The sequence below is a fragment of the Streptomyces echinatus genome, assembly GCF_014203595.1.
Classification (GTDB): domain Bacteria; phylum Actinomycetota; class Actinomycetes; order Streptomycetales; family Streptomycetaceae; genus Streptomyces; species Streptomyces echinatus.
Genome location: NZ_JACHJK010000018.1, coordinates 40,388 through 52,560 on the forward strand (window position 1 = coordinate 40,388; position 12,173 = coordinate 52,560).

At 72.0% G+C, this 12,173-nt stretch carries 14 protein-coding genes and 1 riboswitch; of the genes, 7 read left to right on the top strand and 7 right to left on the bottom strand.

Features of this window, described 5'->3' with window-relative positions:
* The first annotated feature begins 58 nt into the window (after window positions 1-58).
* A complete protein-coding gene (locus FHS34_RS35735; RefSeq protein WP_184973390.1) occupies window positions 59-1,411 on the top strand; it encodes a class II 3-deoxy-7-phosphoheptulonate synthase in 1,353 nt (450 codons plus the stop codon).
* Between the two features lie 151 nt (window positions 1,412-1,562).
* A complete protein-coding gene (locus FHS34_RS35740) occupies window positions 1,563-1,787 on the top strand; it encodes a (2Fe-2S)-binding protein (protein ID WP_184973392.1) in 225 nt (74 codons plus the stop codon).
* A gap of 16 nt (window positions 1,788-1,803) precedes the next feature.
* On the opposite strand, the gene bfr is transcribed toward FHS34_RS35740, so the two are convergent.
* Window positions 1,804-2,289 (bottom strand): bacterioferritin, encoded by a 486-nt coding sequence (gene bfr, locus FHS34_RS35745; protein WP_184973395.1) that lies wholly within the window; start codon window positions 2,287-2,289, stop codon window positions 1,804-1,806.
* A gap of 172 nt (window positions 2,290-2,461) precedes the next feature.
* Here bfr and FHS34_RS35750 point away from each other — a divergent pair, with 172 nt between their 5' ends.
* Entirely contained in the window at window positions 2,462-3,094 is a 633-nt protein-coding gene (locus FHS34_RS35750) for a sulfite oxidase-like oxidoreductase (protein WP_184973398.1), read from the top strand.
* A gap of 12 nt (window positions 3,095-3,106) precedes the next feature.
* On the opposite strand, the gene FHS34_RS35755 is transcribed toward FHS34_RS35750, so the two are convergent.
* The 6 genes from FHS34_RS35755 to thiO all read right to left on the bottom strand — a co-directional run bounded on the left by FHS34_RS35755 (window position 3,107) and on the right by thiO (window position 9,101).
* Window positions 3,107-3,664 (bottom strand): DUF4396 domain-containing protein, encoded by a 558-nt coding sequence (locus tag FHS34_RS35755; protein WP_184973655.1) that lies wholly within the window; start codon window positions 3,662-3,664, stop codon window positions 3,107-3,109.
* 78 nt (window positions 3,665-3,742) lie between these two features.
* Window positions 3,743-4,621 (bottom strand): deoxyribonuclease IV, encoded by an 879-nt coding sequence (locus FHS34_RS35760; RefSeq protein WP_184973400.1) that lies wholly within the window; start codon window positions 4,619-4,621, stop codon window positions 3,743-3,745.
* Between the two features lie 57 nt (window positions 4,622-4,678).
* On the bottom strand, window positions 4,679-6,613 hold the full coding sequence (pknB, locus tag FHS34_RS35765) for a Stk1 family PASTA domain-containing Ser/Thr kinase (RefSeq protein ID WP_184973402.1): 1,935 nt from the start codon (window positions 6,611-6,613) through the stop codon (window positions 4,679-4,681).
* Between the two features lie 302 nt (window positions 6,614-6,915).
* Entirely contained in the window at window positions 6,916-7,710 is a 795-nt protein-coding gene (locus tag FHS34_RS35770; protein ID WP_184973418.1) for a thiazole synthase, read from the bottom strand.
* A gap of 3 nt (window positions 7,711-7,713) precedes the next feature.
* Window positions 7,714-7,926 (bottom strand): sulfur carrier protein ThiS, encoded by a 213-nt coding sequence (thiS, locus tag FHS34_RS35775; protein ID WP_184973421.1) that lies wholly within the window; start codon window positions 7,924-7,926, stop codon window positions 7,714-7,716.
* Window positions 7,923-9,101: a glycine oxidase ThiO gene (thiO, locus tag FHS34_RS35780; RefSeq protein ID WP_184973423.1), complete on the bottom strand. Its 1,179-nt coding sequence runs from the start codon at window positions 9,099-9,101 to the stop codon at window positions 7,923-7,925. Before thiO ends, thiS begins: the two co-directional genes overlap by 4 nt.
* Window positions 9,099-9,210, bottom strand: a riboswitch (TPP riboswitch). Its footprint overlaps the gene before it by 3 nt.
* A gap of 53 nt (window positions 9,211-9,263) precedes the next feature.
* Here thiO and FHS34_RS35785 point away from each other — a divergent pair.
* The 4 genes from FHS34_RS35785 (at window position 9,264) to thiE (ending at window position 12,048) form a co-directional block, all read left to right on the top strand.
* Complete coding sequence (locus tag FHS34_RS35785) at window positions 9,264-9,614, top strand: avidin-fold protein (protein WP_184973425.1); 351 nt, start codon at window positions 9,264-9,266, stop codon at window positions 9,612-9,614.
* Between the two features lie 32 nt (window positions 9,615-9,646).
* Entirely contained in the window at window positions 9,647-10,879 is a 1,233-nt protein-coding gene (locus FHS34_RS35790; protein ID WP_184973427.1) for an NAD(P)/FAD-dependent oxidoreductase, read from the top strand.
* A 64-nt stretch (window positions 10,880-10,943) separates the two neighbouring features.
* Window positions 10,944-11,309, top strand: a complete 366-nt coding sequence (locus FHS34_RS35795; protein ID WP_184973429.1) for an Rv2175c family DNA-binding protein — start codon at window positions 10,944-10,946, stop codon at window positions 11,307-11,309.
* Between the two features lie 91 nt (window positions 11,310-11,400).
* Window positions 11,401-12,048, top strand: coding sequence for a thiamine phosphate synthase (gene thiE / locus FHS34_RS35800; RefSeq protein ID WP_184973431.1), 648 nt, complete (start codon window positions 11,401-11,403; stop codon window positions 12,046-12,048).
* The last annotated feature ends 125 nt before the right edge of the window (window positions 12,049-12,173 follow it).

Here is a 12,173-nt window from a genome sequence, read left to right on the forward strand (position 1 = left end):
GTCTCACCCTTCGAGCAAGGGGAAAAAACATCGCACACGACCCCGTAATGTTTACGGGGTGACCGTGAACGCTAAGACCAGCCCGAGCGCTGGCAACACCTGGCGAAACCTGCCCGCGGCGCAGCAGCCCGAGTACCCCGACGCCGAGGCTCTGCGCGCAGTGATCGCGGACCTCGAGTCGTATCCGCCGCTCGTCTTCGCGGGCGAGTGCGACCAGCTGCGCGCCCGGATGGCGGCCGTCGCCAAGGGAGAGGCGTTCCTCCTCCAGGGCGGCGACTGCGCCGAGGCTTTCGACGCCGTGTCCGCCGACCACATCCGCAACAAGCTGAAGACGCTGCTCCAGATGGGCGCCGTCCTGACCTACGCGGCCTCCGTGCCCGTGGTCAAGGTCGGCCGCATCGCGGGTCAGTACTCCAAGCCCCGCTCCAAGCCGACCGAGACCCGCGACGGCGTGACGCTTCCGACCTACCGGGGCGACTCCGTCAACGGCTTCGACTTCACCGAGGCCGCCCGGATCCCGGACCCCGAGCGGCTGAAGCGCATGTACCACGCGTCGGCCTCCACGCTGAACCTGGTGCGCGCCTTCACCACCGGCGGTTACGCCGACCTGCGCCAGGTGCACGCCTGGAACCAGGACTTCGTGAAGACCTCGCCGTCGGGCCAGCGCTACGAGCAGCTCGCGCGGGAGATCGACAACGCGCTGAACTTCATGCGGGCGTGCGGCACCGACCCGGAGGAGTTCAAGACCGTCGAGTTCTTCTCCTCGCACGAGGCGCTGCTGCTGGACTACGAGTCCGCCCTGACCCGGGTCGACTCCCGCACCGGCAAGCTGTACGACGTCTCCGGGCACATGGTGTGGATCGGTGAGCGCACCCGGCAGCTGGACCACGCGCACATCGAGTTCGCCTCGAAGATCCGCAACCCGATCGGCATCAAGCTCGGCCCGTCCACCACGGCCGAGGAGGCGCTGCAGTACATCGACCGCCTCGACCCCGAGCGGGAGCCGGGCCGGCTGACCTTCATCGTCCGCATGGGCGCCGACAAGATCCGCGACAAGCTCCCCGAGCTGGTCGAGAAGGTCACGGCGTCCGGTGCCACGGTGGCCTGGGTGACCGACCCGATGCACGGCAACACCTTCGAGGCGGCCTCCGGGCACAAGACCCGCCGCTTCGACGACGTGCTCGACGAGGTCAAGGGCTTCTTCGAGGTCCACAAGGCGCTCGGCACGCACCCGGGCGGCATCCACGTGGAGCTGACCGGCGACGACGTCACCGAGTGCGTGGGCGGCGGCGACGAGATCTTCGTCGACGACCTGCACCAGCGCTACGAGACGGCCTGCGACCCGCGGCTGAACCGCAGCCAGTCGCTCGACCTGGCGTTCCTCGTGGCGGAGATGTACCGGGACCAGTGATCACCCGGTACCGCTGAGCGTCCTGGGGCGCGGATCACACCGGATCCGCGCCCCGCCCACTTTTCCGGGTGCCGCGGGATGGGTAAGGTTAGGTTTGCCTCACCGGGAACGGGACGGCAAGAGACAGCGATCCCGTCGGGAGGTGAACCGCGTGTACGTCTGCAGTTGTTTCGGCATCACCGAGCAGCAGGTCCGCCGGCACGCGGAGAACGGCGCCTGCACCCCGCGCCAGATAGCCTCCGCGTCCAAGGCCGGTACGGACTGCGGCTCGTGCGTGCGCCGCATCCAGGCCCTCCTGGGCCGCGGTGCCTGCCCCCGCCGGGAGCTGATCGAGCGGCGCGCCCCGGCTCTCGAAGCGCTGGACGACGCCGCCTAGCGCCCGCGGCCGCTCCCTAGGCGTCGGGCTGGCTCTGCTCGATCAGGGTCGAGAGGTAGAGCGCCTCGCCCAGCTTGTCCACGAGCTCCAGCTGGGTGTCCAGGTAGTCGATGTGGTGCTCCTCGTCGGCCAGGATCACCTCGAAGATGTTCGCCGACGTGATGTCGTTCTTGTCGCGCATGATCTGGACGCCGCGGCGCAGCCGGTCGATGGCCTCGACCTCGATCTGCCGGTCGGCCTGGAACATCTCCGTCACCGTCTGCCCGACCTGGACGTGGCCCAGTCGCTGGTAGTTCGGCAGGCCGTCCAGCAGCAGGATGCGGTCGGTGAGCACCTCCGCGTGCCGCATCTCGTCGAACGACTCGCGCCGGGTGTACTCGGCGAGCTTGGTCCACCCCTTGTGGTCCTGGAGCTTGGAGTGCAGGAAGTACTGGTTGATCGCGGTCAGCTCGGCGGTCAGCTGTTCGTTGAGCAGTTCGATGACCTCGGGGTCGCCTTGCATGCGACGGGCTCCTTCCGGACGACTGTGTCGGTCGTTAGCGCCGCATGATGGCACCGCCCGTGAAGATCGTCCAGTAAGTGCATACTTAGTAAGTTAGTGCTGACTTGCCCTAGTTGTCCTATTGGTCGAATGGTGGTCAAGGGCACTGCCCGAGGTCTGTCAGGATGGATACATGGGTCATCCGGTGGAGCGAGAGTCTGGGGCAGTGGCAGGGTCCGAGCTTCCGCCGGGTCAGCGGCTCCAGCGCGGCTGGCCGGTCACGCACTACGGGCCCGTCCCGAAGTTCCGGCCCGAGCGCTGGGAGTTCCGGGTCTTCGGGGCCACCGCCGACGGTGACAAGCACACCTGGAACCACGAGGAGTTCACGGCCCTGCCGTACACCACCGTGGTGGCCGATCTGCACTGCGTGACCAAGTTCAGCATGATCGGCGCGGAGTGGGGCGGGGTCCCGGCCCGCGTGATCCTGGACCTGGCCCCGCCGGCGCCGGACGTCACCCATGTCATGGTCTGGGCGGAGTACGGCTTCAGCTCGAACCTGCGCCTGGGGGACTTCTCCTCCGACCGCGCCATCTTCGCCACCCACAAGGACGGCGAGCTCCTCACCGCCGAGCACGGCTTCCCGGTCCGCCTGGTCGTGCCCCATCTGTACGCCTGGAAGGGGCCCAAATGGGTCCGGGGCGTGGAGTACATGACCGCCGACCGCCGCGGCTTCTGGGAGGAGCGCGGCTACCACAACATCGGCGACCCCTGGAAGGAACAGCGCTACTCCTACCAGGAAGGGCCCGGGGAGGGCCCCGAGCTCTGACCCCCGGCCCGCTCAGTGGTGGTACTGGTGCACCACCGCGTGTCCCTTGCCCCGGCCGATCATCCACTTGTTGACCGGGGTGGTCACCACGAAGGCGGTCACGAGCGAGATCGCCAGCGAGATCCAGAACAGCGCGTCGCTCAGCATCGCGTCCATCGCGGACGGCCAGACCAGGATCACGCCGTTGTCGATCAGTTCCATCACGGCGATGGAGAGGGTGTCGGCGGCCAGCGCGACCCGGAAGGCCGTGCGGAAGTCCACGCCGGCGCGCAGGATCCCGCGCAGGGTGAGCGAGTAGCCGAAGACGAAGGCCAGGACGATCGCCAGCACCATCGTGGGCAGGTTGCCCCAGCCGAAGGCGGTGCCCAGGATCATGCCGAGCACCTCGCCGATGGCGCAGCCGGTGAGGCAGTGCAGGGTGGCCTGAGCGGCCGCCTGCCAGGTGGCCGCGGGCGCGTGGCCGTGGTGCTGGTGGTGCCCGCCGTGCTCCGAGTGCTGCTCGTGCCCGTCCTGCCCGTGTCCTTCGTGCGTCTCGTGGTGCTGGTGGTGGGTCTGCGCCGAGTGCTCCATGGTTTCCCCCATGCCGAGTGGCGGTTCCTGCGTCTGACAGGAACCGTATACCCCCCAGGGGTATTCCTCAACGGGGATTCAGGAATCCCGGAGTCTCTTCAGCCGCTCCACGTCCGCCGCGTGCCCCTCCTTGCCGCCGGGCGTCTCGATGATCAGTGGGACGCCCTCGGTCGCGGGATGGGTCATGAGCGCGCGGAACGGATCCTCGCCGATGTGACCGGCGCCGATGTTCTCGTGCCGGTCCTTGTGCGCGCCCACCACGTCCTTGGAGTCGTTGGCGTGGATCAGCTTCAGCCGGCCCGCGCCGACGGTGTCCACCAGCAGGTCCAGGGTCTGGTGCATGCCGCTCGGCCCGGTCAGGTCGTGCCCGGCGGCGAAGATGTGGCAGGTGTCCAGGCACACGCCCAGCTTCGGATGGGCGTCCAGCGCCTCGAAGTACGGCCCGAAGTCCCAGGTCCGCGAGCACAGCGAGGCACCCTGCCCGGCGGTCGACTCCAGCAGCAGGAACGGGTCGTCGTCGTGGCTCAGCTCGTCCAGCAGGGGAAGCAGGTGCTCGCGCACCTGCTTCAGCGCCACGTCCCGGGCCCGGCCGCCGGTCGCGCTCCCGGTGTGCACGACCACACCCAGGGCGCCGATCTCCCGGCCGCGCCGCAGCGAGTGCCTGAGCGACTCCACCGACCGCTCCACGGTCGCCTCGGTGTGCGAGCCGAAGTTGATCAGGTAGGGGGCGTGGACGTACGCCGGGACCGACTCCTCGGCGCACGCCGCGCGGAACGCCTCGTCCTGCCGCGGGTTGCCGGCGGGGGTGGCCCAGCCGCGCGGGTTGGCGACGAAGACCTGCACGGTCTCCGCCTTCAGGTCACGGGCGTAGGACAGCCCGACGGAGTGCAGTCCGCCGGCCACGGGCACATGGCCGCCGACGGGGTTGCGGGGGAGGGAGGACTGAACGGGACTCACCCGTTCAGGGTGTCATGTCCGCCCCCGCAACCGGGCCGCGGTCCCCGGTGAACCCGGTCACCGGATGGTGATCGTGATCGTCGACCCCTTGGGCGCCCGGTCGCCGCCCTCCACCGACTGCTCCTTCACGGTGTCGCCGAACAGCCCCAGCAGACCGCGGTCCTCGTCCACCTCGAAGCCGGCGCCCTCCAGGGCGTCGTGGGCGTCGTCCACGCTGTCCCCGACCACGTCCGGGACCTCGATCATCTCCGGGCCCTTGGACAGCGTCAGCGTCACCGTGTCGCCCTCCGCGGCCTGGCTCCCGTCGCCCGGGCTCTGCCGGGCGACCTTGCCGTCGTCGAACTCGGAGTTGACCCGCCCGGCGGCGATCCGCACCTTCAGGCCGGCGTTCGTCAGCTCCTCCTTCGCGCTGTCCAGGTCGTCACCGGTGACGTCCGGCACGTCGATGGGGCTGCCCTTGCTGACGACCAGCGCGATCGCCGAGCCCGCGTGCCGCTTGGTGCCCGCGTCCGGCGTCGTACGGATCACCGAGCCCTTGTCGACGTCCTCGCTGAACTCGCGGGTGACCATGCCCGGCTCCAGGCCGTCCGCCGTCAGCCGCGCCTGCGCCTTCGCGAGCGGCTTTCCCTCCACGTTCGGCACGTTCACCGTCTCCGGGCCCAGCGACACGGTCAGCGTCACCGAGTCGTGGTCCCGGATACGCGCGCCCGGCGCCGGGTCGCTGCCGATCACCGTGCCCCGCTTCACGGTGTCGCTGTAGGCACGCTTGACCTGGCCCACGTCGAGCCCGGCCGACTTCAGCCGGGCCTTCGCCTGCGTCTCGGTCTTCGTCAGCAGGGGCGGCACCTTGGTGAACTGACCGGAGTTGATGTACCAGATCCCGGCGCCCACGCCGAACACCACCAGCACGGCCGTGATCAGCGCCAGCACCGCGTGCCGGGGGCGGGCCGGGCGCAGGCGGCCGGGCACCGGCGGGCTCTGGAAGCGGGCGGTGCGGTCGATGCCGTCCCCGGCGCCGTCCGGGACGTCCTCGTCGACCGGCAGCGGCCGGGGCACGGTCAGCGCGCGCGGGATCACGCTCGTCCGGTCCTCGCCGTTGTCGTGCTCCGCGGTCAGCGCCTGCGGCGGCAGCGCGTCCAGCTGCTCGTCGGTCAGCGGCCGGCGGGCCTCGCGCACCTGGGCGAGCAGCGCCACGGCGTCGTGCGGCCGGAGGTCCGGGGTGCGCGCGGTGGCCGACGCGACCAGCTCGTCCAGCTGGTACGGCAGCCCGGGCACGAGCGCCGAGGGCGGCGGTACGTCCTCGTGTATGTGCTTGTAGAGCACCTGGGCCGGGGAGTCCCCGGAGTGCGGCTTCGTGCCCGTGAGCATCTCGTAGAGCAGCACTCCGCACGCGTACACGTCGACACGCGGGTCCGTGGTGCCCTGCTCGATCTGTTCCGGCGCGAGATAGGAGACGGTCCCGAGCACCGCACCGGTCGTGCTGGTCACCGTGTCCACGGAGCGCACCAGCCCGAAGTCGGCGACCTTGACCCGGCCGTCGTCGCCTATCAGCACGTTCTCGGGCTTCATGTCGCGGTGCACGAACCCGGCCCGGTGCGCGGCACCGAGCGCGGCGAGCACCGGCTCCAGGATGTCGAGCGCGGCCCGCGGCTGTACGGCGCCCCGCTCCCGCAGCACGTCCCGCAGGGTGCAGCCGGCGATGTACTCCATCGCCAGGTAGACGTACGACCCGTCGGTGCCCTGGTCGAAGACCTGCACCACGTTGGGGTGGTCGAGCCGGGCGACGGACTTCGCCTCCCGGATGAACCGCTCGACGAAGGACCCGTCGGAGGCGAGCGTCGGGTGCATCACCTTCAGCGCGAGAACGCGGTCCAGGCGGGTGTCCAGGGCCCGGTAGACCGTGGCCATCCCGCCGGCCGCGATCCGCGCGTCGACGCGATACCTGCCGTCGAGCAGCTGCCCGACGAGGGGGTCCGAAAGGGTCGTATCCACGAGAGGCGAGTCTACGAGGGAGTACCGACACCACCGCCCCGCTCACCGGCATTGGAGCGCGACTGAAGCCGACCTGTGACGCTTCCCACGCCCGGCACGCACCGGAGGCGACGACCCGGCCCCACGCCCCGCACCCGCCCCGACCCCGTCGGCCGCCGACGGCGAAGGCACGGCCGGGCCCTCCCCTGCCCGGCGGCCGCCGGTGGTGAAGAGGTTCTGGTGAAGGGGTTCTACGGGAGAGCCCCCTCCGTCAGGTGACCGTGACGGGCGGGGCGTGGGCGGGAGGGCGGTTCCGGTGCCGGTCAGAACGCGGGGCGCTCGGGATCCAGCACGGCCAGGCCCTCCGCGGGAGACGACGCCTCCGCGAGGTACCGCCGCGGGATCCGCCCGGCCAGCCGGGCCAGCCGGCCGCCCTCCACCGCGTGCCGCATCGCGGAGGCCATCAGCTCCGGCTCCTGCGCCCGCGTCACCGCCGACGCCAGCATCACCCCCGCGCAGCCCAGCTCCATCGCCAGCGCCGCGTCGGACGCCGTACCGGCCCCCGCGTCCAGGATCACCGGCACGCGCGCGTGCTCCACGATCAGCTGGAAGTTGTGCGGGTTGCGGATGCCGAGCCCGGAACCGATCGGCGAACCGAGCGGCATGACCGCCGCACAGCCCACGTCCTCCAGCTTCCGCGCGAGCACGGGATCGTCGTTGGTGTACGGCAGCACCGTGAACCCGTCGTCGACCAGTGTCTCCGCCGCCTCCAGCAGCTCCACCGGATCCGGCAGCAGCGTCCGTTCGTCGGCGATGACCTCCAGCTTGACCAGGTCCGTGCCCAGCGCCTCCCGGGCCAGCCGCGCGGTCAGCACGGCCTCACCGGCGGTGAAACAGCCCGCCGTGTTCGGCAGCACCTGGATTCCGAGCCGCTCCAGCACCGACAGCACCGAGCCGTGCACGGAGGGGTCCACCCGGCGCATGGCGACCGTCGTCAGTTCCGTACCGGAGGCGATCAGCGCCCGCTCCAGCACCTCCAGGCTGGGCGCCCCGCCCGTGCCCATGATCAGCCGGGACGAGAAGGTCAGTCCACCGAGGACCAGGGGATCGTCAGCCATGGTTCAGCCTCCTTGCACGGCCGTGAGGACTTCGACGCGGTCGCCCTCGGCCAGGGCGGTCGTCGCCCACTGCGTGCGCGGGACGACGGTCTCGTTGACGGCGGCGGCCACCCCGCGCGGCGCCGCGGTCAGGGTCCGGACGAGGGAGTCCAGCGCGGTGCCGGCGGCGACCCGGCGGGGTTCGCCGTTGACGGAGATGGTGACGGAGAGGTTCATACGGGCTGCTCCAGGTGTTCCGTCCGGTCCAGGGGCGCGGCGCCGAACCGCCGCGGGGTGAACGGGCGCGCCTCCTCCGGGAGCCCGCCGGTGACCAGCGCGTGCGCCAGCGCGTCGCCGGTGACCGGGGTGAGCAGCACGCCGTTGCGGTAGTGCCCGGTGGCCAGCAGCAGCCCGGCCAGGCCGGACGGGCCGAGCAGCGGCGCGTTGTCCGGGGAGCCGGGGCGCAGCCCGGCCCGGGTCTCGGTGAGCGGAAGCTCGGTGATGCCGGGCACCAGCTCGTGGGCGTCGCGCAGCAGCTCGTACACGCCGCCGGCCGTGACCGTCGTGTCCCAGCCCAGTTCCTCGGTGGTGGCGCCGACGACCAGCTCACCGTTCTCCCGGGGCACCAGGTAGACATGGCTGCCGCGCACCACGGCCCGCACGGTCCGGCTCAGGAACGGCGCGTACCGGCGCGGCACGGTCAGCCGCAGCACCTGCCCCTTGACCGGCCGCACCGGCGGCAGCAGCTCGTCCGGCACGCCCGCGAGACGCCCGCTGAAGCTTCCCGCGGCGAGCACCACCTGCTCGGCGCGCAGCCCGGTGCCGTCCGCCGTGGTGACCCCGACGGCCCGGTCCCGCACCACGTCCAGCCGCTCCGCCCAGACGCGGTGGAAGACCACGCCCGCCCGCTCGCAGGCGGCCACCAGGGCCGCCGCCAGCCGGCGCGGATCGATCTGGTGGTCGCCGTCGACCCGCAGGCCGCCGCGCACCCCCGGCGCGAGCATCGGCTCCAGCCGCCGGGCCTCCCGCCCGGACAGCCACTCCGACTCGAGGCCCGAGCGATGCTGGAGCGCATGCAGTTCCCGCAGGTGGGCACGGTCGTCGGCGTCGAGCGCGACGGCGAGGGTGCCACAGCGGCGATAGCCGAGGTCGTGGCCGGTCAGTTCGGCCAGCTCGGCCGCGAACGCCGGGTAGCGGCGGGCCGACTCCAGGTTCAGGGCGAGCAGGGTCTCCTCGCCGTAGTGCAGTTCGGTGACCGCGGCCAGCATCCCGGCCGCCACCTGCGCGGCCCCGCCCCCGGGCGTGGGGTCCACCACGGCCGTGGCGAGCCCGCGCTGCGCGGCCCGCCAGGCCGTGACCAGGCCGATGATTCCGCCCCCGATCACGAGGACGTCGGACGTACGTGACGACATGGGCGTCCAGCCCCTCCCTTCGCCGGCATGACCCGGATCAGGTTCGTACGGTCGGAGGCCGCCAGCCTCCCTCTCAGCCCGGTGCGTCCGGGCTCCCGCGAGTGCTTGTACGGTGGCCACCCTAGCTCGCCGTCCTCGTCACTCGTAAGGGAGCCCCGCCTCATGGCCCGGTCGCTCGACGGACTGACCTTCGCCCCGGTGTCGGACCAAGCCCCAGGTCAGGTGGGTACCCGCACCCGGTTCGCCTACCACGAGGAGGCCGGCGGGATCTGGGCCGAGTACGCGGGCGGTGACGTGGTGCGCGGCTATCTGGTCGGCACCCGCGAGGGGGACCGGCTGGACTTCCGGTACGTGCAGCTCAGGACCGACGGGACGACCGCCTCGGGGCACTGCGTGTCCACGGTGGTGGAGCCGGCGGACGGGCGGCTGCGGCTGGAGGAGACCTGGGAGTGGGAGTCCCGGCCGGGCTCCGGCACGAGCGTTGTGGAGCAGGTCATCGAGCACGCCCCCTGACTGACGGTTCGTCATGTGTCTATGGTGATCGGGTGAGCGAGCAGACAGCGGAAGAGGGCACGTCGCCGGGGCGGCACGTGGTCGTCGCCGGTGCGGGCATGGCCGGGGTGCAGACCGCGGTCGCCCTGCGGGAACAGGGTTTCCGGGGCCGTGTGACCGTCATCGGCGCCGAGCCGCACCAGCCGTACGACCGGCCGCCGCTGTCGAAGGCCGTGCTGCTCGGCAAGGCCGAGGACTCCGCCTTCGACGTGGACTTCGAGGCCCTCGGGGTCGAGCTGCGGCTCGGCTGCGAGGTGCACGGCCTCAGGCCCGCCGCGCGCGAGCTGGACACCGAGACGGGCCCGGTGCCGTACGACGTCCTGGTCCTCGCCACCGGCGCCGAACCGATCACACTGCCGGGCACCGACGGCGTGCCCGGGGTCCATCTGCTGCGCACCCTGGACGACGCGGAACGGCTGCGGCCCGTCCTCGCCCGGCAGCACGACATCGTGGTCGTCGGCGCCGGCTGGATCGGCGCCGAGTTCGCCACCGCCGCCCGTGAGGCCGGCTGCGCGGTGACCGTGGTGGAGGCCGCCGACCACCCGCTCGCCGGTGCCCTGCCCGCCGAGGTGGCCGCGCCCATGGCCGCCTGGTACGCCGACAGCGGCACACTGCTGCGCACCCACGCGCGCGTGGAGCGCGTCGAGCCCGGCGTGGTGGTCCTCGCCGACGGCACCCGGCTGCCCGCGGACGCCGTCGTCGTCGGCATCGGCGCCCGCCCCGCGACCGGCTGGCTGGCGGGCTCCGGCGTCGAACTGGGCGCGCACGGCGAGGTCCTCGCCGACGCCCGCCTGCGCACGTCCCTGCCGGACGTGTACGCGGTCGGGGACTGCGCCTCCTTCCCCTCGGCCCGCTACGGCGAACGGCTCCTCGTCCACCACTGGGACAACGCCCTGCAGGGCCCGCGCACGGTCGCCGCGAACATCCTCGGCGAGACCCCGGCGGTCTACGACCCGGTGCCGTACTTCTGGTCCGAGCAGTTCGGCCGGTTCGTGCAGTACGCGGGCCACCACGCGGCGGCCGACCGCATGGTGTGGCGCGGCGATCCGGCGGGGCCGTCCTGGACGGTGTGCTGGCTGCGTGAGGGCCGTCTGGTGGCCCTGCTGGCCGTCGGCCGTCCGCGTGACCTGGCCCAGGGCCGGCGCCTGATCGAGGCGGGCCGGCACATGGACGCCGAGGCCCTGTCCGACCCGGCCAGGCCCCTGAAAGGCGCGACGGCGGACTAGCGGGCCGTCCCGGGTGGACCTGCCCGGCTTCCGACTGTCAGCGGGGGATGGCAGGCTTGTCCTCGTGACCGAGATTGACGCAAAGATCGATGCTCTCGTCCCCGCCTGGCTCACCCTCCCCGACATCGCCGAACAGCTCGGCGTCGAGGTGACGCGCGTGCGGCAGCTGGTCAAGGACGGCCAGCTCATCGCCGTACGCCGAGGTGAGAACAGGGCGCTGCACGTCCCCGCCGCCTTCATCGACGGGGACAAGGTGGTCAAGGGCCTGTCCGGGACCCTGACGCTCCTGCGGGACGACGGCTTCACGGACGAAGAGATGATCGAATGGCTCTTCACCCCTGACCCGACCCTGCCCGGCACCCCCGCGCAGGCCCTGAGCGAGAATCGCGGCACGGAGGTGAAGCGCCGCGCCCAGGCGCTCGCCGTCTGAGCCGACCCGCAGCAGGAGGTGGCGTGCGGGCCCGGCGCCCGCACGCCACCGCCCCGCACCACCGGGGACACCGACCAGGGGGGACCCACGCATGTCCGACACCGCCCGCGCCGCGCTCGCCGACGCCCGTCTGTACCTGTGCACGGACGCCCGCAGGCGCCAGGGCGACCTGCCCGAGTTCCTGGACGCGGTCCTGGCCGGCGGTGTCGACATCGTGCAGCTGCGGGACAAGGGCATGGAGGCCGCCGAGGAGCTGGAGCACCTGAAGGTCTTCGCCGACGCGTGCGCCCGGCACGGCAAGCTGCTCGCGGTCAACGACCGGGCCGATGTCGCCCACGCCGCCCGCGCCGACGTGCTGCACCTCGGACAGGGCGACCTGCCGGTCCCCGCGGCCCGTGCGGTGCTCGGTGACGGGGTGCTGATCGGCCGCTCCACGCACGCCGAGGCGGAGGCCGCCGCGGCCGCCGTCCAGGAGGGCGTGGACTACTTCTGCACCGGCCCCTGCTGGCCCACCCCCACCAAGCCCGGCCGCCACGCCCCCGGCCTCGACCTGGTCCGCCACACGGCGGGCCTCGGCACCGACCGTCCCTGGTTCGCCATCGGCGGCATCGACCTCGGCAACCTGGACCAGGTGCTGGACGCCGGTGCCCGCAGGGTGGTGGTGGTCCGCGCGATCACCGAGGCGGACGACCCGGGCGCGGCGGCGGCGGAGTTCACGAAGCGGCTGCGACAGGGCTAGAGCAGGGGCGGTGGAGGTGATCCACTGTCCCGGGTTTTTGTCCAAGGGGTGGACAGGAAGCCGACAATTCGGGCAAATTTCCTATGTATGGTTGGGGGACCGCCCGCCCCTGGCTAACCTGCGGG

What these genes read in the sequence shown, in the direction of transcription:
- FHS34_RS35785 (WP_184973425.1), top strand. Translation starts at nt 9,264, where the DNA reads ATGGCCCGGTCGCTCGACGGACTGACCTTCGCCCCGGTGTCGGACCAA.
- FHS34_RS35750 (WP_184973398.1), top strand. Translation starts at nt 2,462, where the DNA reads ATGGGTCATCCGGTGGAGCGAGAGTCTGGGGCAGTGGCAGGGTCCGAG.
- FHS34_RS35770 (WP_184973418.1), bottom strand. Translation starts at nt 7,710, where the DNA reads ATGGCTGACGATCCCCTGGTCCTCGGTGGACTGACCTTCTCGTCCCGG.
- thiO (WP_184973423.1), bottom strand. Translation starts at nt 9,101, where the DNA reads ATGTCGTCACGTACGTCCGACGTCCTCGTGATCGGGGGCGGAATCATC.
- FHS34_RS35755 (WP_184973655.1), bottom strand. Translation starts at nt 3,664, where the DNA reads ATGGAGCACTCGGCGCAGACCCACCACCAGCACCACGAGACGCACGAA.
- thiE (WP_184973431.1), top strand. Translation starts at nt 11,401, where the DNA reads ATGTCCGACACCGCCCGCGCCGCGCTCGCCGACGCCCGTCTGTACCTG.
- thiS (WP_184973421.1), bottom strand. Translation starts at nt 7,926, where the DNA reads ATGAACCTCTCCGTCACCATCTCCGTCAACGGCGAACCCCGCCGGGTC.
- bfr (WP_184973395.1), bottom strand. Translation starts at nt 2,289, where the DNA reads ATGCAAGGCGACCCCGAGGTCATCGAACTGCTCAACGAACAGCTGACC.